Raw genomic sequence first — 22,214 nt, 5'->3', positions numbered from 1 at the left:
CGACGCTCAGATCGAACCGAACCGGAGCCGCGTGAGTTGCTCGGCTTCGTTAGCGAGCAGGCGCGCGGCGTCGCGGATCGCCGTATCGAGCGTGATCGGGCCCGGCGCGGGCGAGAAGCAGCCGCTGAAAAACTCGGAGAGCCGCGGCAGCGCAGCCGAATCGACCGCGCCCGACAGCAGCGACGCCGGCACGCCCGAATCGCGCGCGTGCCTGCAGGCGATGAAGGGCGCCTTGCCGTGCAGCGTCTGGACATCCGAACGGCCTTCGCCCGTGATCAGCCAGTTCGCGCCTTCGAGCGCGGCATCGAGGCCGATTTCGCGCGCGACCACTTCCGCGCCCGTCTCGAAGCGCGCGCCGAGCATGTGCAGCGCGAAGCCGAGTCCGCCGGCCGCGCCCGCGCCGGGTTCGTTGCGCTTCGCGACGCCCATCGCGGGTTCGAGGAGATCGGCGAAATGGGTGAGGGCGGCGTCGATCGTCGCCACTTGTTCGGGCGTCACGCCTTTTTGCGGACCGAAGATCGCGGTCGCGCCGTGATCGCCGGTGAGCGGATTATCGACATCGGACATGCCGACGAACTTTGCATCCTTCACACGCGCATCGAGTCCCGATGCGTCGATCCGCGCGATCTGCGCCAGCGCCGACGGCACCGGAGCGAGTTCCTTGCCGGCCGCATCGAAGAGTTTGAGCCCGAGGCCGACGAGCAGGCCCGCGCCGCCGTCATTCGTGCTGCTGCCGCCGAGCGCGACGTAGAACGTGCGCGCGCCGGAATCGAGCAGCGCGCGAATCGCCTCGCCCATGCCGAGCGTGCTGCGCTCGGTGACCGGCACGGCCATGCCATCCGGATCCGTGATGCCGACGACTTCCGCCGTCTCGATGATCGCGCCGCCGTCGTCGAGCAGGCCGGTCGCGGCATCGCGACGCGCGGCGGCCGCGCCGCGCACGTTGAGCATGCGGCGCTCGCCGCCCGCCGAGAGCATCGCGTCGAGCGTGCCTTCGCCGCCGTCGGCCATCGGGCGGATGCGGATGTCGGCGTCCGGCCGTGCGCGCCTGATGCCTTCCGCGATGGCGTTCGCGACGCCTTCCGCGGAGAGCGAGCCCTTGAAGGAATCGGGAGCGATGACAACTACAGGAGCAGCAGACGTGGCGTTAGGCATGGTGTCTCGAATGTTCTGGTGTGAAGGAACGATTGAAAAGCCGCGGCGATGCCTTATCTATGCACTTGTTGCATGCGCTTCATGCCTTGCGGCAATGGATTGCGCGCCGGGCGGCTTCGTCGCGTGAATCATGCGCCGGCAAGCTTATCAGCGCGGCGCGCGCCGCAAAATAGCGGCGCGCCGATAACGGGAATTGTGCGCGTGGGAGCGCGTCGGAAAAACGCGGATTTACGCCGAAATTTCCTCGTTAAAAGGGCGCTTTGCCGGGGAAATCCGGCTGAAACGGCGCGTTCACGAATTCGTCGGACGGACCGCGCGGAATTGTTTGCTAAAATACTTGGCTCTGTTGACTGACACCGTGTCGGGCGACGTTCCGGCACGCCGCGAGATGCGTTTTTTGCGCGTCTTTCGGCGCCAGGCGTCGATTTCGGCCGGCTCCCGCAGAGCCCGCATCCGGACCCGCGCCTTAAGAACCGCGGAAGAACCGAACACCGAATTTACGATTTACTCTAGGACGATTTCAGCCATGGCTAACGTAGTTGAGAACCTCGGCAAGCTCGAACGCCGCGTGACGATTTCCCTGCCGAAAGACACCGTGCAGAAGGAAGTGGATTCGCGCATCCGCCAGTTGGCCAAGAACGTGCGCATGCCGGGCTTCCGCCCGGGCAAGGTGCCGCTCAAGATGGTGACGCAGCAGTACGGCGGCCAGGTCGAGGCGGAAGTGCTGAGCGACAAGGTCGGCAAGGAATTCTTCGACGTCACGCGCGCCGAAAACCTGCGCGTCGCGGGTCAGCCGAGCTTCGCGCCGAAGTCGGAAGTCGCAGCCGACGCCTACGCGTTCGACGCGACCTTCGAGGTCTATCCGGAAGTGCAACTCGGCGATGTGGCGAACGCTGAAATCGAACGCACGGTCACGACCATCTCCGAAGCTGAAGTCGATCGCACGCTGGACATCCTGCGCAAGCAGCGCGTGCACTTCCACGCACGCGGCGAAGCCGGCGAGCATGGCGACGGCGGCGAGAGCACGGCAGCGGCCGACGGCGACCGCGTGACGCTCGACTTCGTCGGCAAGATCGACGGTGTCGCATTCGAAGGCGGCAGCGCGGAAGACTTCGCGTTCGTGCTGGGCGAAGGCCGCATGCTGCCCGAATTCGAGCAAGCCGCAACGGGCCTGAAGGTCGGCGAATCGCGCGATTTCGACCTCAAGTTCCCCGAGGACTACCACGGCAAGGACGTCGCGGGCAAAACGGCGCAGTTCACGATCACGGTCAAGAAGATCGAGTGGCCGCATCTGCCGGAAATCAACGCGGACTTCGCGAAGTCGCTCGGCATCGAAGACGGCGATCTCACGAAGATGCGCACCGAGATCAAGGACAACCTGGAGCGTGAAGCGAAGCGCCGCACGCAGCAAATCGTGAAGAACCAGGTCATGGACGCGCTCCTGAAGATCTCCGAGCTGGACGTGCCGAAGGCGCTGATCGAGCAGGATCAGCAGCGTCTCGTCGAAATGGCGCGCCAGGACCTGCAGCAGCGCGGTGTACCGAACGCCGCCGACGCGCCGATCCCGGCCGAAATGTTCGCCGAGCAGGCCGAGCGCCGCGTGAAGCTGGGCCTCGTGCTGGCCGAACTGGTGAAGGCCAACGAACTCCAGGCGAAGCCGGAACAGATCCGCGCTGAAGTGGACGAATTCGCCAAGAGCTACGAAGACCCGAAGGAAGTCGTCCGCTGGTATTATTCGAACCAGCAGCGCCTCGCCGAGATGGAAGCGTACGTCGTGGAAAGCAACGTCGTCGATTTCGTCCTGGGCAAGGCCAAGGTGACCGACAAGGAAGTCAGCTTCGAGGAACTGGCCAGCGCAACGGCGCAAGCCTGACGCGTTAGGCAAGGGGCGTGCGGAGTCGTCGGACTGACGGCTCGCACGCCTTTTTTGCATTAAAGTTTGGGCGTTTGCATGCCGTTCTATTGGATGTTCCTTTGTCGTTCAGTATCCCTATTCCGAACAAGGAAATTGCATGACCTTTCGCGCTGAATTGCTCGACACGTTGGCGTCCCACGCATCGCGGGACTTCGAAGCCCAGGCGCTCGGCCTCGTTCCGATGGTCGTGGAAACGAGCGGCCGCGGCGAGCGGGCCTATGACATTTATTCGCGCCTCCTGAAGGAGCGTGTGGTGTTTCTCGTCGGCGAGGTGAACGACCAGTCGGCGAACCTCGTCGTCGCCCAGTTGCTGTTCCTCGAAAGCGAGAACCCGGACAAGGACATCAGCCTGTACATCAACAGCCCTGGCGGCTCGGTTTCGGCCGGCATGGCGATCTACGACACCATGCAGTTCGTGAAGCCCGATGTCTCCACGCTTTGCATGGGTCTCGCCGCGAGCATGGGCGCGTTCCTGCTGGCGGCGGGCGCGAAGGGCAAGCGCGTCGCGCTGCCGAACGCGCGCGTGATGATTCACCAGCCGCTCGGCGGCGCGCGCGGCCAGGCATCGGACATCGAGATCCAGGCGCGGGAGATCCTGTACCTGAAGGAACGTTTGAATCAGTTGTTGTCGCATCACACGGGTCAGCCGGTCGAGCGCATCGCGCGCGACACGGATCGCGACAACTTCATGTCGGGCGACGATGCGCAAGCTTACGGCCTCGTCGACCAGGTGCTTCACAAGCGTCCCTGAAGGCGTCCGGAGCGGCGCCGCGCCGGCCCTCGGAGACGAAAAGCCGGCCAGGAGTGCGAAGTCGCGCATGCGGCGCAACGCCAAAAACGCGCTTCTTTCGACCTCGCGGGTGCGAATCTGCGTCGTCGAATCGAAGCGCGTATCATGTAACAAGAGTGTCCGGAGGCTTACACATTTATGGCGGACAAAAAAGGTTCCAGCAGCGAAAAGCTGCTGTATTGCTCGTTCTGCGGAAAAAGCCAGCATGAGGTGAAGAAGCTCATCGCTGGGCCGTCGGTGTTCATCTGCGACGAATGTATCGATCTGTGCAACGAGATCATTCGCGACGAGGCAGCCGGCGCGGCGGAGGAGGCCGGGCTGACGAGGTCCGACCTGCCGAGCCCGCAGGAAATCAGCGATATCCTCAACCAGTACGTCATCGGCCAGGAACGCGCGAAGAAAATTCTCGCGGTGGCCGTGTACAACCATTACAAGCGGCTCAAGCATCTCGACAAAAAAGACGAGATCGAGCTGTCGAAGAGCAACATTCTCCTGATCGGGCCGACCGGCTCGGGCAAGACGCTGCTCGCGCAGACGCTCGCCCGCATGCTGAACGTGCCGTTCGTGATCGCGGATGCAACGACGCTGACCGAAGCCGGCTATGTCGGCGAGGACGTCGAGAACATCATTCAGAAGCTGCTGCAGAACTGCAACTACGAAGTCGACAAGGCGCAGCGCGGAATCGTTTACATCGACGAAATCGACAAGATCAGCCGCAAGTCCGACAACCCGTCCATCACGCGCGACGTGTCGGGCGAGGGCGTGCAGCAGGCATTGCTCAAGCTGGTCGAAGGCACGATGGCGTCGGTGCCGCCGCAAGGCGGACGCAAGCACCCGAATCAGGATTTCATCCAGGTCGATACGACCAACATCCTGTTCATCTGCGGCGGCGCGTTCGATGGGCTGGAAAAGGTCATCACGGACCGCACCGAGAAGACTGGTATCGGTTTCGGCGCGAGCGTGAAGAGCAAGCAGGATCGCGATGCGGGCGAAGTGCTGCGCGAAGTCGAGCCGGAAGATCTGATCAAGTTCGGTCTGATTCCTGAACTGATCGGCCGTCTGCCCGTCGTGGCGACGCTCGGCAAGCTCGACGAAGCCGCGCTCGTGAAGATTCTCATCGAACCGAAGAATGCGCTCGTGAAGCAGTATCACAAGCTCTTCGCGATGGAACGCGTGGAACTGGAAATCCGCCCGGCGGCGCTGCAGGCCATCGCGCAGAAGGCGATTCGCCGCAAGACCGGCGCGCGCGGCCTGCGTTCGATTCTGGAACAGGCGTTGCTCGACGTGATGTACGAACTGCCGACCATGAAGGGCGTTTCGAAGGTGATTGTCGACGACAACACGATCGACGGCGACGGCAAGCCGCTGCTCATCTACGAAGACGCACCGAAAGTAGCAGGATCGAACTGAAGCAGGCTGTGTGTCGGCGAAAGGCCGTTCATGGCGACGTGAACGGCCTTTTATTTTTTTCGGTTTATCTTGTGGACGTTACTGACGCGATCTTTGACTAACGACTTTTCCCTTCCGATAAAGGCTTGCAATAGCTCTGAACGGCCTTACTTACGACTGAACTGATTCCATTAATGGGGAAATGAAATGTCAGGAACCCAACTCCTCCCGCAGGAACGCATTACGCTGCCGCTGCTCCCGCTGCGCGACGTAGTCGTTTTCCCGCATATGGTGATTCCGCTCTTCGTCGGGCGGCCTAAGTCGATCAAGGCCCTCGAAGCCGCGATGGAAGGCGGCAAGCACATCATGCTCGTCGCCCAGAAGACGGCGGCGAAAGATGAACCGACCGAAAAGGACATGTACGAAGTGGGATGTGTCGCCAACATCCTGCAAATGCTGAAGCTGCCCGACGGCACCGTTAAAGTGCTCGTCGAAGGTTTGCAACGCGCCAAGACGCTCTCGATCGAAGAGCAGGAAACGCAATTCTCGTGCGACGTGATGCCGCTCGAGCCCGATCACGCCGACAGCGCTGAAACCGAAGCGCTGCGCCGCGCGATCGTTTCCCAGTTCGATCAGTACGTGAAGCTCAACAAGAAGATTCCGCCGGAGATCCTGACGTCGCTGTCGGGTATCGACGAAGCGGGTCGTCTTGCCGACACCATCGCCGCGCATTTGCCGCTCAAGCTCGATCAGAAGCAGCACATCCTCGAGATGTTCCCTGTGATCGAGCGTCTGGAGCATTTGCTCGCGCAGCTCGAAGCCGAAATCGACATCCTTCAGGTCGAGAAGCGCATTCGTGGCCGCGTGAAGCGTCAGATGGAGAAGAGCCAGCGCGAGTACTACCTGAACGAACAGGTCAAGGCCATCCAGAAGGAACTGGGCGAAGGCGAAGAGGGCGCGGATCTCGAAGAACTCGAGAAACGCATCACCGCCGCGCGCATGCCGAAGGAAGCCAAGAAAAAGGCCGATGCCGAGCTCAAGAAGCTGAAGCTCATGTCGCCGATGTCCGCGGAAGCGACCGTCGTGCGCAATTACATCGACACGCTGATCGGTTTGCCGTGGCGCAAGAAGAGCAAGGTCAACAATGACCTCACGAACGCCGAGCGTGTGCTGGACGAAGACCACTTCGGTCTCGAGAAGGTGAAGGAACGCATTCTCGAGTACCTCGCGGTTCAGCAACGCGTCGAGAAGGTGAAGGCGCCGATCCTGTGCCTCGTCGGGCCTCCGGGCGTCGGCAAGACCTCGCTTGGGCAATCCATCGCCCGCGCGACGAACCGCAAGTTCGTGCGCATGGCGCTGGGCGGCGTGCATGACGAGTCCGAGATTCGCGGTCACCGTCGCACGTATATCGGTTCGATGCCCGGCAAGATCCTGCAAAGCCTGACGAAGGTCGGCGTGCGCAATCCGCTCTTCCTGCTCGACGAAGTCGACAAGATGGGCATGGATTTCCGCGGCGATCCGGCTTCCGCGCTGCTCGAAGTGCTCGACCCGGAACAGAACCACACGTTCGCGGACCACTACATCGAAGTGGACTTCGACCTGTCGGACGTGATGTTCGTGGCGACGTCGAACTCGCTGAACATTCCGCCGCCGCTGCTCGACCGGATGGAAGTCATCCGTCTGTCGGGTTACACGGAAGACGAGAAGGTCAGCATCGCGACGCGCTACCTGTTGCCGAAGCAGAAGCGCAACAACGGCCTGAAGGACGGCGAGATCGATGTCACCGAGCAAGCCATCCGCGACATCATTCGTTACTACACGCGTGAAGCGGGCGTGCGTTCGCTCGAGCGCGAAGTATCGAAGATCTGCCGCAAGGTCGTGAAGATGTTGCTGCTGAAGAAGGCCGAAGGCGCCGTGAAGGTCGATGGCTCCAACCTCGACACCTTCCTCGGCGTGCGCAAGTATGACTTCGGTCTGGCCGCGAAGGACAACCAGATCGGTCAGGTCACGGGTCTTGCGTGGACGGAAGTCGGCGGCGATCTGCTGACGATCGAAGCGGCGGTGATGCCCGGCAAGGGCGGTGTGATCCGCACGGGTTCGCTGGGCGACGTGATGAAGGAATCCGTCGAAGCGGCGCGCTCGGTGGTGCGTTCGCGTTCGCGTCGTCTCGGCATCACGGATGAGTCCTTCGAGAAGAAGGACATTCACATCCACGTGCCGGAAGGCGCGACGCCGAAGGACGGTCCGTCCGCCGGTATCGCGATGACCACGGCGCTGGTGTCGGTGCTGACGGGCATTCCGGTTCGCGCGGATGTTGCGATGACGGGCGAAATCACGCTGCGCGGCGAAGTGCTGCCGATCGGCGGATTGAAGGAGAAGCTGCTGGCGGCGCATCGCGGTGGCATCAAGCTCGTGCTGATCCCCGAGGAGAACACCAAGGATCTGGCCGAGATTCCCGACAACGTGAAGAACGCCATCGAGATCGTGCCGGTTCGCTGGATCGATCGCGTGCTGGAACTGGCGCTCGAACGTGCGCCGGAATCGTTGCCCGAGGAAGAAGCGAAGGCAACTCCGGTCACAGCCGAGCAAAAGGACGCGCCTGCATCGGGCGAGTTTGTGAAGCACTGAGCGCTTCTCGCGACACGGTTTCATCGCCGTGTTGCGTGATCGAAGCTAAAACCCGCAGGCGTTTGCCTGCGGGTTTTTCTTTTTGCGAAACGCTTTTCCGAAGAGGTGTTCTAAAACGCTTCAAAGCCGCGCCGAATAAGGCTCAACCCCCGTTGACACGCTTCTTTCGGCTAAGTTAAATGAGCGCCGCATCCATCATATCGAGATGCCATTCGCATCGATGCTGGACCAGATCGATTACAACGTGCCAATACTGATTCGGGGATCACCATGAACAAGACGGAATTGATCGACCATATCGCGCAGCAAGCCGATATCTCCAAGGCCGCAGCCGGCCGCGCGCTCGAAGCGGTGATCGGCGGCGTGAGCGCGACGCTGAAGAAGGGCGGCACCGTGACGCTCGTCGGCTTCGGGACGTTCGCCGTGGGCAAGCGCACCGCGCGCACGGGCCGCAATCCGCGCACGGGCGATGCGATCAAGATCGAAGCCGCGAAGGTCCCGAAATTTCGCCCTGGCAAAGCGCTGAAGGATGCGCTAAACTAGCGGACTCGCTGGATACGGCGCTTCTCAAGACGAAGCGCATGAATTCAGCGCAGCGCAAACCGAATGAATTTGCGGACCGGGTGCTTAGCTCAGTTGGTAGAGCGGCGCCCTTACAAGGCGTAGGTCGGGAGTTCGAGCCTCTCAGCACCCACCAGGTCTCAGTTCATTGCGCGCTACCCAGGAGCGGTAGTTCAGTTGGTTAGAATACCGGCCTGTCACGCCGGGGGTCGCGGGTTCGAGTCCCGTCCGCTCCGCCAGAATCGAACATGAAAGTCCCGCAAGCTGCATCGCTTGCGGGACTTTTTTGTTTTTTGCGCGTGATTCCGCGTCGTTAAGAATGCTAACGATTGCGCGAAGAAGCATGCGTCTGTGTGCCGCTGATTCGCTGCACGCAAGGTGTTTCCGGAGCGTGAGACCTTTCACTACGGAAAATCGGCGCGACTATTTCGCTCTTGGGAACGCAAATCCCATCTGCCTTTCGCCTTTTCCCCGTCCACTGTTGTAATATCGAGCGTTTTGTTATAACCACGCAGCGCTACGCATGCTCGACTTTTTCCGTAATCACCAGCGCCTGATGATGGCTCTGCTGATCCTGATCATCGTGCCCGGTCTGGGCATGGTCGGGATCCAGGGCTTCAGCAACTATTTCGACGAAAGCTCCTATGTCGCCAGCGTGAATGGCCACAAGATCACGCGCGCGGAGTTCGACAGCGCCTTCCGTCAGCAAGTGGACCGCGCCCGCTCGATGCTCGGCGCGCAGTTCGACGCCAAGATGTTCGATACGCCCGAGGCACGCGCCGCGATGGTCGACAGCCTCGTGCAGCAACGCGCGATGGCCGACGAAACGCAGCGCCTGCATCTGACCGCGTCGGATGACGCCGTGCGCCGCGCGCTGCTTTCCGATCCGGTGATCTCGTCGCTGAAGAAACCAGACGGCAGCATCGACCTCGATCGCTACAAGCAACTGCTCGCGATGCAGGGCATGACGCCCGCGCAGTACGACGAGCGCATGCGCTACACGATCGCGACCGAGCAGATTCCGGGCAGCATCCAGACGACATCGTTCACATCGAAAGCGCTCGCGCAGAGTCTGACGGAGCTTGCCGAGCAGAAGCGCTCGGTGCAGGGTCTGTCGCTGCGCGCGGCCGACTACACCGCGAAGATCCAGCCCACCGACGCGCAGCTCAATGCTTACTACGACGCGCATCGCAACGACTTCGCGACGCCGGAGACGGCCACGATCCAGTATCTGCTGCTGTCGCCATCGACGGTCGCGGCGGCATCGAAGCCGAGCGACGCCGAGCTCAAGAAGTATTACGACGACAACATCCAGCGCTATCGCACGGAAGCCGAAGTGCGCGCGAGCCACATTCTCGTGAACGCGCCGAAGGACGCGAGCGCGGCGGACAAGGCGAAGGCGAAGCAGAAGGCCGAAGAACTGCTCGCGCAAGTCAAGGCGCATCCCGACCAGTTCGCGCAGATCGCGCAGAAGAACTCGGACGATCCCGGTTCGGCGAGCAAGGGCGGCGATCTCGGCTACTTCGCGCGCGGCCAGATCGCGGGCGGCAAGGCTTTCGACGACGCCGCGTTCGGCCTGAAGAAGGGCGAGGTGAGCAATATCGTCGAGTCGGATTTCGGGTATCACATCATCCAGGCGACCGATGTGAAGCCGTCCATCACGAAGCCGTTCGATGAAGTGAAAGATTCGCTCGCCAAGGACTATGCGGCCCAGCAAGGCACGAAGGGCTTCGCCGAAAACGCGCAAGGCTTTACCGATCTCGTCTACGAGAAGGCGAAGACGCTGCAACCGGCCGCGGACAAGTACAAGCTGACGATCCAGACCGCGACGGTCGGCCCGAAGCCGAATCCGCAGTTGCCGCAGGACAATCCGCTCAACAATCCGAAGTTCCTCGCGGCCGTCTTCGCGCCGGACGCGGTGAAGGACCGCAACAACACGCAGGCCATCGACGTCGGCAACAACACGCTGATCGCCGCGCGCGTGACCGACTACAAGGCTCCGTCGGTTCCGGCGTTCGACGCCGTGAAGGACGACGTGCGCAAGAAGGTGATCGCGGAAATGGCCGCTGCGATGGCGAAGAAAGAAGGCGAAGCGAAGCTTGCGAACCTGCAGAAGTCGAAGTCGGCCGATGGTTTCACGTCGCCCGTCACGGTTTCGCGTAACGACGCGCAAGGCTTGCCGCCCGCTGCGCTGAGCGCGATCTTCAAGGTGGATGTATCGAAGCTGCCGGCTTATGTCGGTGTGGATCTCGGCGCGGACGGTTATGCGATCTATCGCGTGAACGGCATCGAGAAGGCCACGCCGGTTGCCGCCGATCGTCTCGCAGGTGCGCAGCAGCAGGTCGCCCAGGTCTATGCGCAAGCCGACATGGAGGCTTATATCAACGCATTGAAGGCGCGCTCGAAGGTCAAGCTGAGCCAGGCGCCGCCGCCGTCGTCGTCGAACTGATCGACGCTGGCGTCGTAAAAAAGCCCCGCATCTGAAAGGATGCGGGGCTTTTGCTTGGCTACGCCGCCGTAAAGCCGGCAGGCGTCAGAACTCGCTTACAGGCAAGCCTGGATATCGCCGGTGGCCTGGCTGCCGGCAGCGCCCGAGGCGCGGAAACCGACCCACGTGCCCGAACCCGACCATGCCGGACGGACGACGGCCGCAGCGCCGCTCGGCGGTTGCTGGCCGGGAACGTACACGTCGACGGCCTGATCGTTCGCCAGCGTGTCCTGCGACACGACTTGCTGCTGCGACGCGTCGGCCCACTTCTGGGCGACGCATTGCGCGACGACCTTCGGCGCCTTCTGGCTCGTGCCGACCTGCTGCACGCCGGCAGGCGGCTGAGCGGCGCAGGCCGAGATCGCAACGGTCAGGGCGAGAAGAGGGATAAATTTCACGTGACCTCCTTGTAGAGTCGCTCACGAAACGAGCGGGGTTATAAGAGTTACGCGAAAGTCTCAGAGATCTGAATCTTGGCCGTGCTCCGCGTTGGATTGCTAAAGCTGTCGCGCGTCCGGCGTCTTCGTTAGTGCGACGCACTGGCGCCCAGCAAGGGTTTCAAGGTTGGCCAGACGTTATCCAATAGCAAAGGCTGGGCCTGCACCGTCGGGTGAATCTGGTCGGCCTGGAACATGGCGGGCTTGTCAGCGATGCCCGCGAGCAGAAACGGCACGAGCGGCACGTTCTTGTCCTTCGCGATACGCTCGTAAACCGCGTGGAACTTTTGCGTGTAGTCGGGGCCGTAATTGGGCGGAACGTACATGCCGATGAGTAAAACCTTCGCGTGCGCGGCCTGCGATGCATCGACGATGCCGCGCAGATTCGTCTCCGTCGTCGAAAGCGGAACGCCACGCAGCGCGTCGTTCGCGCCGAGCTCGACGATCACGACCGCGGGCTTGATGCGCGAAAGCACCGCGGTCAGGCGCGCGCGCCCGCCGCTCGTGGTGTCGCCGCTGATGCTCGAATTGGCGACGCTATAATCGAAGCGCTCCTTCGCCAGCTTGTCGCGCAGCAGATTGACCCAGCCGGTGTCGCGCGGCAGACCGTATTCCGCCGACAGACTATCGCCCAGCACGACGATCGCGGGCTTCGGTTGCGATGCCGCCTGCGCATCCGCGGCGTGCGCGGTCGCACAACATGCCGTCATCATCGCGAACGCGGTAACGAGGCCGCGCAAGTTTATTTTCAAGGTGTCCATGCAAAACAATATCGAGCCGGTCATCGAAGTACGGGGATTAAGCAAGCGAGTGAAGGACGCAACGGGCGAACTCACGATTCTCGATCACATCGATCTGTCGATCGCGAAGGGCAGCAGCGTCGCGATCGTCGGCGCATCGGGCTCGGGCAAGTCGACATTGCTCGGCCTGCTCGCCGGTTTGGACAGCGCGAGCGAGGGCTCGGTTCGTCTGCTCGGCAAGGAGTTGTCGACCTTGAACGAAGACGAGCGCGCCGCGCTCAGAAGCGGCGCCGTCGGCTTCGTGTTCCAGTCGTTCCAGTTGATGCCGCATCTGACCGCGCTCGAAAACGTGATGCTGCCGCTCGAGTTGCGCGCCCAGACGCCGCACAGCGAGATCGCCGCGCGCGCTCGTTCGCTGCTCGATCAGGTCGGACTGGCGCAACGCACAGGACATTATCCCAAGGTGCTGTCCGGCGGCGAGCAGCAGCGTGTCGCGCTCGCGCGCGCGTTCGTCACGCATCCCGCCGTGCTCTTCGCCGACGAACCCACCGGCAGCCTCGATGCCGCCACGGGCTACGCGATCATCGATCTGATGTTCGAGATGAATCGCCGCAACGGCGCGACGCTCGTGCTCGTCACGCATGATCAGGAACTCGCGGAACGTTGCGATGCCACGGTGACGATCGAAGCCGGGCGTCTCGTCAACGGTCTCGGCGTGTAAAAAAGCCCGCAACGCAGAAGCGTCGCGGGCCATCGACGACAAAGCCGGGCGTCAGCGCTTCAACGCACTGCGCGCACGCGCGATCAACGCCGACGTCGACGAATCATGCTTCGCCGCATCGACGCTCGCGGCGGTGATATCGGCCTCGACGACCTTGCCGAGAATCTTGCCGAGCTCCACGCCCCACTGATCGAACGAGTTGACGTCCCACACCGTGCCTTGCACGAGCACCTTGTGTTCGTACAGCGCGATGAGCGCGCCGAGCGACTGCGGCGTGAGCGCATCGAGCATGATGGTCGTGGTCGGGCGGTTGCCGGGGAAGCTCAGATGCGTCGCGAGTTCTTCCTTGCCCGGACCGGCCACCTTCTTCGCTTCTTCCAGCGTGCGGCCGAGCATCAGCGCTTCGCTCTGCGCAAAGCAGTTGGCGAGCAGCTTCGCGTGATGATCGACAAGCGGATGCTCCGGCGTCATCACGGCGATGAAGTCGATCGGGATCAGCGTCGGGCCCTGATGCAGCATCTGGAAGAACGCGTGCTGGCCGTTCGTGCCCGGCTCGCCCCAGATCACGGCGGCGGTCGGATAATCGACCATCTTGCCGTCGAGCCGCGCGGACTTGCCGTTGCTTTCCATCTCCAGTTGCTGCAGATAGGACGGCAGATAGTGCAGCGCCTGCGAATACGGCGCGATCAGATCGCTCTGCGAGCCAAAGAAGTTGCGATACCAGATGCCGATCATGCCCATCAGCACGGGCAGGTTCTTGTCGAGCGGCGCGGTGCGGAAGTGCTCGTCCATCGCGGCCGCGCCTTGCAGGAGCGCGTCGAAATTCTGCGGACCGACGGAGAGCATGATCGAGAGACCCACGGCCGACCACAGCGAGTATCGGCCGCCGACCCAGTCCCACATCTCGAACACGTTTTCTTTCGCGATACCGAACTTGACCACTTCGGCCGGATTCGCCGACACGCCGACGAAATGCTTCGACAGTTGATCTTCGGGACAGCCGGATTTCAGGAACCAGTCGCGCATCGAATGCGCGTTGGTCATCGTTTCGAGCGTCGTGAAAGTCTTGGAGACAACGATCGCGAGCGTCTCTTCGGCGTCGACTTGCTGTAGGACGCTCCAGAGATCGGCGCCATCGACGTTCGATACGAAGTGCGTGTCGAGATCCTTCGACGCGAGATGATGCAGCGCGTGCACGACCATCTTCGGCCCGAGGTCCGAGCCGCCGATCCCGATGTTCACCACGTGACGGATGCGCTTGCCGCTATAGCCTGTCCACGAGCCGTCGCGCACGCGATCGGAGAAGGCGGCCATCTTGGCCTTTTCCTTCTGCACCTGCTCGTAGAAGGGCGCGTCGGGCGACTGGGCGCGCAGCGCGGTATGCAGCACCGCGCGATGCTCGGTGATGTTGACGATATCGCCACGGAACATCGCGTCGCGGCGTTCGGTGACCTTGGCTTGCTGCGCGACCTCGACGAGCAGCTTGAGCGTTTCGTCCTTGACGCGGTTTTTGGAGAAGTCGATTGCGAGGCCGCCGCCTTCGAAGGTCAGGCGCTCGGCGCGCGTCGGCGCGGTGTCGTTCTCGGGCGCGAACCAGTCGCGCAGGCGCTCGCCGGAGATGGCATCGTAATGCGACTGGAGCGCCGACCAGGCAGGAAGCGAATTGAGCATCGAGTTTTGGGTCATGAGCGGTCCGTTAGTCTGAGAGTGACAGAGGAATACGTTCGTGCGATTGCGGCTCGGCTTGCCTGTGCGTGTCGTGTCTGGTGAACGCGACTGAAACACGAGTGAGCGGCCGCGGTTGCCCGAATCAAAAAAGAGTATAGCGACGATGCATGAACGGATGCTTGCAAAGCGTCACGATGGCCTTGCAGGCGAGCGCCAGAAAACCGTCAGCTTCGGGCATGCCCCGCGTAAAAGCGGCGGTTGATGAGACTGCGCACGACGGGCGCGAGTTCGCCCGCGGTCAGTCCGGCCGGGCCGATGCCGTCGTCGGTGAGCGTCTGCGCGGCGAGCCCATGCAGATAGACGCCCGCGAGCGCGGCTTCGTAAGCCGGCAGCTTCTGCGCGAGCAATGCTCCGATTAATCCGCCGAGCACGTCGCCGGTGCCGCCGGTCGCGAGGCCGGCGTTGCCGGTCGGGTTCACCGAGACGCGGCCATCGGGCGACGCGATCACCGTGCCCGAGCCCTTGAGCACCGCGATCGCCGCATAGCGCGCGGCGAGCTGGCGCGCGGCGGCGATGCGGTCGGCCTGAACGGTTTTCGCGTCGGTTTGCAGGAGGCGCGCCGCTTCGAGCGGATGCGGCGTCAGGATGCACGGATCGCCCTGAGCGCCGCGCGTCGCGACGGCGGAGGCGAGCGCCTCGTCTTTCGCGACGAGATTGAGCGCGTCGGCGTCGAGGAGTTTCGGGACGTCGAGCTTCAGCACGTCCGCGAGCACGTTTTTCGCGCGCTCGCTCGTGCCCATGCCGCAGCCGATCGACAGCGCGTCCATCCTGTCGAGCGCGAAGCCGTCGGCGCGATGCAGCATCAGTTCGGGATGCGGTGGATCGTAGGGCGGAAAGGCGTCGCCGAGAAACGCGACGTGGACTTTTCCCGCGCCGCCGTAGAGCGCCATGCGCGCGGCGAGAATCGGCGCGCCGCACATGCCGGTATCGCCGCCGATCACCGCGAGCGAGCCGAACGTGCCCTTGTTGGTCGCGTTGTCGCGCGGCGGCATGCACGGGCCGAAGAGCGCGGGCGCGTTGAGCACGATTGAGGGCGCGGCGCTCGATTCGATCTCCAGCGTCGAAACGAAGAGCCGTCCCGTCAGATCGCGGCCCTGCGACGTGAAATGACCCGGCTTCGCGCCGATGAACGTGATGGTGTCGGTCGCGCGCACGGCTTCGCCGCCGTTCACGGGCGCGCCGGTGTCGCTGTTCAGGCCGCTCGGGACGTCGAGCGCGAGCACGCGGCCGGAAGCAGCGTAACGGCGCGACATGCGCGCGGCGATATCGGCGAACTCGCCTTCGAGCGCGCGCGTGAGACCGATGCCGAACATGCCGTCGACGAGCCAGCCGAAGCCGTCGAACGATGCGGGCGGCTGGCCATCGATCGGCACGCCCGCCGCGCGCGCCGATTCGAGCGCCCAGCGCGCGTCGTCGGGCTTTACTTCGACCGGCATGCACACGCGCACGGCAATCCCCGCTCGATGCAGCCGCTCGGCCATCACGAGCGCGTCGCCGCCGTTATTGCCGGGACCGGCCACGAGCCATACCGGCCGTGCGCGGGAATCGGGATCGTGCTCGAACACGTCGATGAGGCATTGCGCGGCGGCCGCGCCCGCGCGCGCCATCAACGTGTGGGGCGGCAGCGCCGCGGCTGCGCGCGCTTCGAGCGTGCGCAGCTCGGTGAGCGTCAGCAGCGCGAGCGGATCGTCTTTGGGGCTGAAGTAGGGCGAGCGGGCAGCGGTCATGGCGGCGGCGGGAAGGGCGATCGGAAACCCGGCGTTTTCGCAGCAATCGTGCCCGTCGCGGCGGCGCGCGCCGCGAGGTCGCTAGAAGCGTTCGATGCTCAGCGCGGCGAGCGTGCCAGCGGGCAAATCGGGCGTGACGCCGGAGACGAGGTCCGCGATCACTTTAGCAGACCCGCACGCGAGGCCCCAGCCCGCCGGGCCGTGCGCCGCGCTCACGAAAAGCCGCGGATGGCGGGCCGCGCCGACGATCGGCAGCCCGTCGGCGGTGATCAGTCGCAGACCGTCCCACGCGCGCGCGGCGGAGACCCGCGCGGCGCCCGGAATCCAGTCGTGCGTGCCCTGGCCGAGCAGGTCGAGCGCGCGCCGGGAAAGCGTGGCGTCGAGCGGCTTGTCGGCCTTCGACGCGCTCTGAAACACGCCCGCGCCGCCCACGCGCAGCCGTTGGTTCACGCGCGTCATGGTGATGCGCTTGACCGTATCGACGACCGTGAGATGCGGCACGCGCTCCTCATACGCGACGGGCGCGGTCAGCGTGTGCACACGCAGCGGAAAGAGCGAGGACGCCGATTTCACACCGCCGACGAGCCCCGGCGTGCCGGTGCCCGCCGCGACGACGATCGCATCCGCGGTGATCAGCTCGACGTCGGCGCTGCGCTTCCTGCCCTCGTTCGGATCGCCGAGTTCGACCGCGGCGCGCGCGCCGTCCAGCCGGACCGACGCGACGCTCCGATGCATGCGGAACTGCACGCCGTCGTCTTCGAGCACCTGCTTCAGTTGCTTCGTGAAGAGCGGGCAGTTCGCCGTGCGTTCCTCGGGCAGCAGCACGCCGCCCGCGAATTCGGGATAGTCCGGCACGGAAGGCTCGACGGCGACGCATTCCTCGGGCGTCAGGAGCCGGTACGGCACGCCGCAGCCCTTGAGCAGATCGATGGCCGGCTGCGCGTCTTCGAGTTCGCGCGGCTGCCGGAATACGTGCAGCATGCCGCGGCGTTGTTCGAAATCGAGTTCCAGACGGCTTTCGATGTCCGCCAGCACGCGCCGCGACAACTCGACGAGCGGCTGCAGATGCGCGTATTGCGCCGCGAACGCGTCGGGATCGCGCAGCGTCGCGAGTTGCTTGATGAAATCGCGCGCGGCCGAATCGAAGCCGGTCTTGACCACCATGCCGCTTTGCTTCGAGCGGCTCGACGCCATGAAGGTCGGGCCGAACCAGACATCGAGCGGCGAGGGCAGAAGCGGGCCGCCCTGGCCGTAGGTCGCGCCTTGCGCGACGGTCGCGTGGCGCTCGATCACGCAGACGCGATGCCCGGCCGCATGCAACTGATAAGCGGTGGCGATGCCGGCGATTCCTCCGCCGATGACGATGACATCCATGACTTTTTTTGTGCCCGAAGGCGCGAGATTGCAGTGCTGCGCGGCGTGACGCGCGGGCGGAAGCGCCCGAAGCCGCGCGCCTTGACGGTAGAACGACGGAACCGGCGGCGCGACTTTACGCCGGACCCGAAGAAAGCGCGCCATGATAGCGCCAAAATCGTTTGCGAGGGACGGCAAGCCGCGTGGTCGTGGGCCGCGCGGCGCCCTCCGTTGAACGCGGCCGGGCAAGCCCCGGTGATTTCGAGATGAGCATTCGATGCATTCGGCATCGCCGGGCCGCCGCCGTGCGCCGGTCGCACGGACCGCCCCGGCCGATTTCGAGACGCTTCCGGGTTATAATCGCGGTCTTCCTTTCGCCTCACGCCGTTTTGCGCGCTCGAGTCCGGATTTGCGAATTTTCTGGATTCGCAAAAATGCGAGCGTCGCGCGAGCGGCACACAGACGTCATCGACGCACCGTCACAATGGCCCACTTCTCGTGTTTCCCCGGCGCTTCGGCCCTCTCCGATTTTCGTCAGACCCGCCTTCTCGAAACGCTCGCCCGCATCGACGCGAATATCGTCGGCGTGCGCGGCCAGTATCTGCATTTCGTCAACGCGTCCGAGCCGCTCACCGACGATGACACCAGCCGCATCGACGCGCTGATGCATTACGGCGCGCCGTTCGACGCATCGAAGGAACGCGGCCACGTCGAAACTTTCATGGTCGTGCCGCGCTTCGGCACGGTTTCGCCGTGGGCGAGCAAGGCGACCGACATCGCGCATCACTGCGGGCTCGAGAAGGTGCGGCGCATCGAGCGCGGCGTCGAGTACTCGGTCATCATGAAAAGCGGCTTTCTCGGCGGCAAGAAGGCGCTGTCGGACGAAGCGCGCGCGGCTGTCGCGGATGCGTTGCACGACCGCATGACGGAAAGCGTCGCGGCATCGCGCGATCAGGCGCTGCATCTCTTCGATGAACTGCCGGCCAAGCCCTTGCAGACGGTCGATATCATCGGCGCGGGCCGCAAGGCGCTGGAAGCCGCGAATATCGAACTCGGCCTCGCGCTCGCGGACGACGAGATCGACTATCTGGTGAGCGCGTTCGAAGATCTGAAGCGCAATCCCACCGATGTCGAACTGATGATGTTCGCGCAGGCCAACAGCGAACACTGCCGCCACAAGATCTTCAACGGCGAATGGACCATCGACGGCGAAAAGCAGGACATGTCGCTGTTCCAGATGATCCGCAACACCGAAAAGCTGAATCACGAAGGCACGATCGTCGCGTATTCGGACAACTCGGCGATCATGCAGGGCGGCATCGCGGAACGCTGGTTCCCGCGCGGCCGCGACGAGCAGTATCAGCGTCACGTGGAAATGACCCACACGCTGATGAAGGTTGAGACGCACAACCATCCGACCGCGATTTCCCCGTTCGCGGGCGCGGCGACGGGCTCCGGCGGCGAAATCCGCGACGAAGGCGCGACGGGCCGCGGCGCGCGGCCGAAGGCCGGTCTCGCGGGCTTCACGGTGTCGAATCTCGATTTCCCCGACGCGCGCGAAAAGTGGGAAAACGATCGCGATGCCGCCGTGCCGCTCGCATCGCGCAACCCCGCCGACCAGCACGCGCCGTATGGCCGGCCCGACCGCATCGCGTCGCCGTTGCAGATCATGATCGACGGGCCGATCGGCGCCGCCGCCTTCAACAACGAATTCGGCCGCCCGAACCTCGGCGGCTACTTCCGCACCTACGAGCAGAACGTCGCGGGCCGCGTGCGCGGCTATCACAAGCCGATCATGATCGCGGGCGGCATCGGCAATATTTCGGATCAGCACACGCACAAGAACGATCTGCCGGCCGGCACGCTGCTGATCCAGATCGGCGGGCCGGGCATGCGCATCGGCATGGGCGGCGGCGCGGCGTCGTCGATGGCGACCGGCGCGAACACCGCCGAACTCGACTTCGACTCGGTCCAGCGCGGCAATCCGGAAATCCAGCGCCGCGCGCAGGAAGTCATCAACACCTGCTGGCAGATGGGCGACGGCAATCCGATCCTGTCGATTCACGACGTCGGCGCGGGCGGCATTTCGAATGCATTCCCGGAACTCGTCGATGGCGCGGGCAAGGGCGCGCGTTTCGATCTGCGCAAGGTGCAGCTCGAAGAAAGCGGTCTTTCGCCGCGCGAAATCTGGTCGAACGAAGCGCAGGAGCGTTACGTCCTCGCGATCTCGCCCGCCGATCTGCCCGCGTTCCAGGCCATCTGCGAGCGCGAACGCTGCCCGGTGGCAGTCGTCGGCGTGGCGACGGAAGAGCGCCAGTTGAAGCTGATCGACGACGCGAACGAAGGCCAGGAACCCGTCGATATGCCGATGGACGTGCTGCTCGGCAAGCCGCCCAAGATGCATCGCGACGTGAAGCGCGAGAGCACGCAGTTCACGCCGGTCGATGTGACCGGTCTGCCGCTGTCGGCGGTCGCGGTCGATGTGCTGAAGCATCCGACGGTCGCGAGCAAGTCGTTCCTTATCACCATCGGCGACCGTTCGGTGGGCGGCACGACCGCGCGCGACCAGTTCGTCGGCCCGTGGCAGGTGCCCGTCGCCGATTGCGCGGTCACGACGATGGACTACGCGGGCTTTCGCGGCGAAGCAATGACGATTGCCGAGCGCACGCCGCTCGCCGTCATCGACGCGCCCGCATCGGGCCGCATGGCGGTGGGCGAAGCGGTGACGAACATCGCGTCGGCGCCGATCGAATCGCTGAACAAGCTGAAGCTGTCGGCGAACTGGATGGCCGCGTGCGGCAGCGCCGGTGAAGACGCCGCGCTCTACGAGACGGTGAAGGCGATCGGCATGGAACTGTGCCCGGCGCTCGGCATCAGCATTCCGGTCGGCAAGGATTCGCTGTCGATGCGCACCAAGTGGCAGGACGCACGCGGCGGCGCGCGCGAAGTGGTGTCGCCGGTGTCGCTGATCATCTCGGCATTCGCGCCGGTGGAAGACGTGCGTCGTCATCTGACGCCGCAGCTCGTCAACGACGCCGGCACGGTGCTGATCGCGATCGATCTGGGCCGCGGCCGCAACCGCATGGGCGGCAGCATCCTCGCGCAAGTGACGCAGCAAGTCGGCGATGCCGTACCCGACGTCGACGATCCCGAAGACCTCAAGCGCTTCTTCGCCGCGATCCAGGCGCTCAACGCCGACGGCAAGCTGCTCGCCTACCACGACCGCTCCGATGGCGGCCTGTGGGCAACGGTCTGCGAAATGGCGTTCGCGGGTCACGTGGGCGTGTCGCTGAACGTCGACATGCTGACGCTCGACGCCGAACACGAATCCGACTACGGCGACGCGAAGGACTGGGCGAAGCAGACGAGCGGCCGCCGCGACGACCGCACGATCCGCGCGCTGTTCTCGGAAGAGCTCGGCGCGGTGGTGCAGGTGCGCGCATCGGACCGCGACGCGGTGCTCGGCGCGCTGCGCGAGCATGGCCTGTCGGCGTGCTCGCATGTGATCGGCAAGCCGAACGAAAACGGCGCGATCGAGATCTATCGCGACGCGAAGAAGATTTTCGATGCACCGCGCGCCGAGCTGCATCGCGCGTGGAGCGAGGTGAGCTGGCGCATCGCGCGTCTGCGCGATAACCCGGCCTGCGCAGACGCCGAATACGACGCGCTGCTCGATGCCGCCGACCCCGGCATTTCGCCCGTGCTGAACTTCGATCCGGCCGAAGACGTCGCCGCGCCGTTCATCGCGACGGGAAAACGTCCGCGTGTCGCGATTCTGCGCGAGCAGGGCGTGAACTCGCATCTCGAAACGGCCTACGCGTTCGATCGCGCCGGCTTCGATGCGCACGACGTCCACATGAGCGACCTGCTCGAAGGCCGCGCGACGCTCGCCGATTTCGCGGGCGCGGTCGCGTGCGGCGGCTTCTCGTACGGCGACGTGCTGGGCGCGGGCGAGGGCTGGGCGAAGACGATCCGCTTCAATCAGCGTCTCGCCGACATGTTCGCCGCGTTCTTCGGCCGCGCCGATACCTTCGCGCTCGGCATCTGCAACGGCTGCCAGATGATGTCGAGTCTCGCGTCGATCATTCCCGGCGCGGAAAACTGGCCGAAGTTCACGCGCAACAAGTCGGAGCAGTTCGAGGCGCGCTTCTCGCTCGTCGAGGTGCAGAGTTCGCCGTCGATCTTCTTCGCCGGCATGGAAGGCTCGCGCATTCCGGTGGCGGTCGCGCACGGCGAAGGTTTCGCCGACTTCTCGCAGCAGGGCGATCAGGCGCAGGCGCTCGTCGCGATGCGCTACGTCGATCATCGCGGCAATGCGACGGAGCAGTATCCGTTCAACCCGAACGGCTCGCCGCAGGGCATCACGTCCGTGACGACGCCCGATGGCCGCTTCACCGTGCTGATGCCGCACATGGAGCGCGTGCATCGCAACGTGCAGATGAGCTGGACGCCCGACGACTGGACCACCGACGGCAGCCCGTGGCTGCGCGTGTTCCAGAACGCGCGACGCTTCCTCGGCTGATCGCGCTTCGCGTCGGAATTTGCGTCAGAAACAACAAAGCCGCCCGAGGGCGGCTTTGTC

At 64.1% G+C, this 22,214-nt stretch carries 14 protein-coding genes and 2 tRNA genes; 10 read left to right on the top strand and 6 right to left on the bottom strand.

Annotation, left to right across the window (positions count from 1 at the left end):
* Positions 1–6: 6 nt before the first annotated feature.
* Positions 7–1,155, bottom strand: a complete 1,149-nt coding sequence (locus ACEN42_RS08315; protein ID WP_371879685.1) for a glycerate kinase — start codon at positions 1,153–1,155, stop codon at positions 7–9.
* 526 nt (positions 1,156–1,681) lie between these two features.
* On the opposite strand from ACEN42_RS08315, the gene tig reads away from it, so the two are divergent.
* The 8 genes from tig to ACEN42_RS08275 all read left to right on the top strand — a co-directional run bounded on the left by tig (position 1,682) and on the right by ACEN42_RS08275 (position 10,887).
* Positions 1,682–3,028 carry a trigger factor gene (tig, locus tag ACEN42_RS08310; protein ID WP_238293737.1) on the top strand — a complete coding sequence of 449 codons (1,347 nt, stop codon included), beginning with the start codon at positions 1,682–1,684 and terminating at the stop codon, positions 3,026–3,028.
* Between the two features lie 139 nt (positions 3,029–3,167).
* Positions 3,168–3,821: an ATP-dependent Clp endopeptidase proteolytic subunit ClpP gene (gene clpP / locus ACEN42_RS08305; protein ID WP_035498698.1), complete on the top strand. Its 654-nt coding sequence runs from the start codon at positions 3,168–3,170 to the stop codon at positions 3,819–3,821.
* 177 nt (positions 3,822–3,998) lie between these two features.
* Positions 3,999–5,270, top strand: a complete 1,272-nt coding sequence (clpX, locus tag ACEN42_RS08300; protein WP_035498697.1) for an ATP-dependent Clp protease ATP-binding subunit ClpX — start codon at positions 3,999–4,001, stop codon at positions 5,268–5,270.
* Between the two features lie 186 nt (positions 5,271–5,456).
* Positions 5,457–7,877 carry an endopeptidase La gene (lon, locus tag ACEN42_RS08295; RefSeq protein WP_035498696.1) on the top strand — a complete coding sequence of 807 codons (2,421 nt, stop codon included), beginning with the start codon at positions 5,457–5,459 and terminating at the stop codon, positions 7,875–7,877.
* Positions 7,878–8,147: 270 nt separating this feature from the next.
* Positions 8,148–8,420, top strand: coding sequence for an HU family DNA-binding protein (locus tag ACEN42_RS08290; protein WP_187604786.1), 273 nt, complete (start codon positions 8,148–8,150; stop codon positions 8,418–8,420).
* A gap of 78 nt (positions 8,421–8,498) precedes the next feature.
* Positions 8,499–8,574: transfer RNA gene (locus ACEN42_RS08285), tRNA-Val, on the top strand.
* A gap of 26 nt (positions 8,575–8,600) precedes the next feature.
* A tRNA-Asp gene (locus ACEN42_RS08280) sits at positions 8,601–8,677 on the top strand.
* A gap of 284 nt (positions 8,678–8,961) precedes the next feature.
* Complete coding sequence (locus tag ACEN42_RS08275; RefSeq protein ID WP_371879684.1) at positions 8,962–10,887, top strand: SurA N-terminal domain-containing protein; 1,926 nt, start codon at positions 8,962–8,964, stop codon at positions 10,885–10,887.
* Between the two features lie 95 nt (positions 10,888–10,982).
* Here the strand turns inward: ACEN42_RS08275 and ACEN42_RS08270 are convergent, their stop codons facing one another.
* Together ACEN42_RS08270 and ACEN42_RS08265 are read right to left on the bottom strand one after the other, a co-directional pair.
* On the bottom strand, positions 10,983–11,324 hold the full coding sequence (locus ACEN42_RS08270) for a hypothetical protein (protein ID WP_187604784.1): 342 nt from the start codon (positions 11,322–11,324) through the stop codon (positions 10,983–10,985).
* 128 nt (positions 11,325–11,452) lie between these two features.
* A complete protein-coding gene (locus tag ACEN42_RS08265) occupies positions 11,453–12,124 on the bottom strand; it encodes an arylesterase (RefSeq protein WP_371879683.1) in 672 nt (223 codons plus the stop codon).
* On the opposite strand from ACEN42_RS08265, the gene ACEN42_RS08260 reads away from it, so the two are divergent.
* The gene (locus tag ACEN42_RS08260; RefSeq protein ID WP_035498685.1) at positions 12,123–12,824 is read left to right on the top strand and encodes an ABC transporter ATP-binding protein; all 702 of its coding nucleotides are present in this window, start codon (positions 12,123–12,125) and stop codon (positions 12,822–12,824) included. The two genes, ACEN42_RS08265 and ACEN42_RS08260, sit on opposite strands and share 2 nt — an antisense overlap.
* A gap of 51 nt (positions 12,825–12,875) precedes the next feature.
* Here ACEN42_RS08260 and pgi read toward each other — a convergent pair whose 3' ends face one another.
* The 3 genes from pgi to ACEN42_RS08245 all read right to left on the bottom strand — a co-directional run bounded on the left by pgi (position 12,876) and on the right by ACEN42_RS08245 (position 17,653).
* Entirely contained in the window at positions 12,876–14,510 is a 1,635-nt protein-coding gene (gene pgi, locus ACEN42_RS08255; protein ID WP_371879682.1) for a glucose-6-phosphate isomerase, read from the bottom strand.
* Positions 14,511–14,716: 206 nt separating this feature from the next.
* Positions 14,717–16,279 (bottom strand): NAD(P)H-hydrate dehydratase, encoded by a 1,563-nt coding sequence (locus ACEN42_RS08250; protein WP_371879681.1) that lies wholly within the window; start codon positions 16,277–16,279, stop codon positions 14,717–14,719.
* 81 nt (positions 16,280–16,360) lie between these two features.
* Positions 16,361–17,653, bottom strand: a complete 1,293-nt coding sequence (locus tag ACEN42_RS08245) for an FAD-dependent oxidoreductase (protein ID WP_371881093.1) — start codon at positions 17,651–17,653, stop codon at positions 16,361–16,363.
* Positions 17,654–18,116: 463 nt separating this feature from the next.
* Between ACEN42_RS08245 and purL the strand changes: the two genes are divergently transcribed.
* Entirely contained in the window at positions 18,117–22,154 is a 4,038-nt protein-coding gene (purL, locus tag ACEN42_RS08240) for a phosphoribosylformylglycinamidine synthase (protein WP_371879680.1), read from the top strand.
* Positions 22,155–22,214: the final 60 nt, after the last annotated feature.

Origin of the sequence: Caballeronia sp. S22 (assembly GCF_964261745.1) — a bacterium.
GTDB classification, from domain to species: Bacteria; Pseudomonadota; Gammaproteobacteria; order Burkholderiales; family Burkholderiaceae; genus Caballeronia; species Caballeronia jiangsuensis.
Note: the sequence above shows the minus strand (reverse complement) of the source record. Positions and strands in the feature narration are given on the sequence as shown.

Bases quoted from the DNA above. Each gene is read 5' to 3' on its own strand.
- ACEN42_RS08315 (WP_371879685.1), bottom strand. From the start codon at position 1,155: ATGCCTAACGCCACGTCTGCTGCTCCTGTAGTTGTCATCGCTCCCGAT.
- tig (WP_238293737.1), top strand. From the start codon at position 1,682: ATGGCTAACGTAGTTGAGAACCTCGGCAAGCTCGAACGCCGCGTGACG.
- clpP (WP_035498698.1), top strand. From the start codon at position 3,168: ATGACCTTTCGCGCTGAATTGCTCGACACGTTGGCGTCCCACGCATCG.
- clpX (WP_035498697.1), top strand. From the start codon at position 3,999: ATGGCGGACAAAAAAGGTTCCAGCAGCGAAAAGCTGCTGTATTGCTCG.
- lon (WP_035498696.1), top strand. From the start codon at position 5,457: ATGTCAGGAACCCAACTCCTCCCGCAGGAACGCATTACGCTGCCGCTG.
- ACEN42_RS08290 (WP_187604786.1), top strand. From the start codon at position 8,148: ATGAACAAGACGGAATTGATCGACCATATCGCGCAGCAAGCCGATATC.
- ACEN42_RS08275 (WP_371879684.1), top strand. From the start codon at position 8,962: ATGCTCGACTTTTTCCGTAATCACCAGCGCCTGATGATGGCTCTGCTG.
- ACEN42_RS08260 (WP_035498685.1), top strand. From the start codon at position 12,123: ATGCAAAACAATATCGAGCCGGTCATCGAAGTACGGGGATTAAGCAAG.
- ACEN42_RS08265 (WP_371879683.1), bottom strand. From the start codon at position 12,124: ATGGACACCTTGAAAATAAACTTGCGCGGCCTCGTTACCGCGTTCGCG.
- pgi (WP_371879682.1), bottom strand. From the start codon at position 14,510: ATGACCCAAAACTCGATGCTCAATTCGCTTCCTGCCTGGTCGGCGCTC.
- ACEN42_RS08250 (WP_371879681.1), bottom strand. From the start codon at position 16,279: ATGACCGCTGCCCGCTCGCCCTACTTCAGCCCCAAAGACGATCCGCTC.
- ACEN42_RS08245 (WP_371881093.1), bottom strand. From the start codon at position 17,653: ATGGATGTCATCGTCATCGGCGGAGGAATCGCCGGCATCGCCACCGCT.
- purL (WP_371879680.1), top strand. From the start codon at position 18,117: ATGGCCCACTTCTCGTGTTTCCCCGGCGCTTCGGCCCTCTCCGATTTT.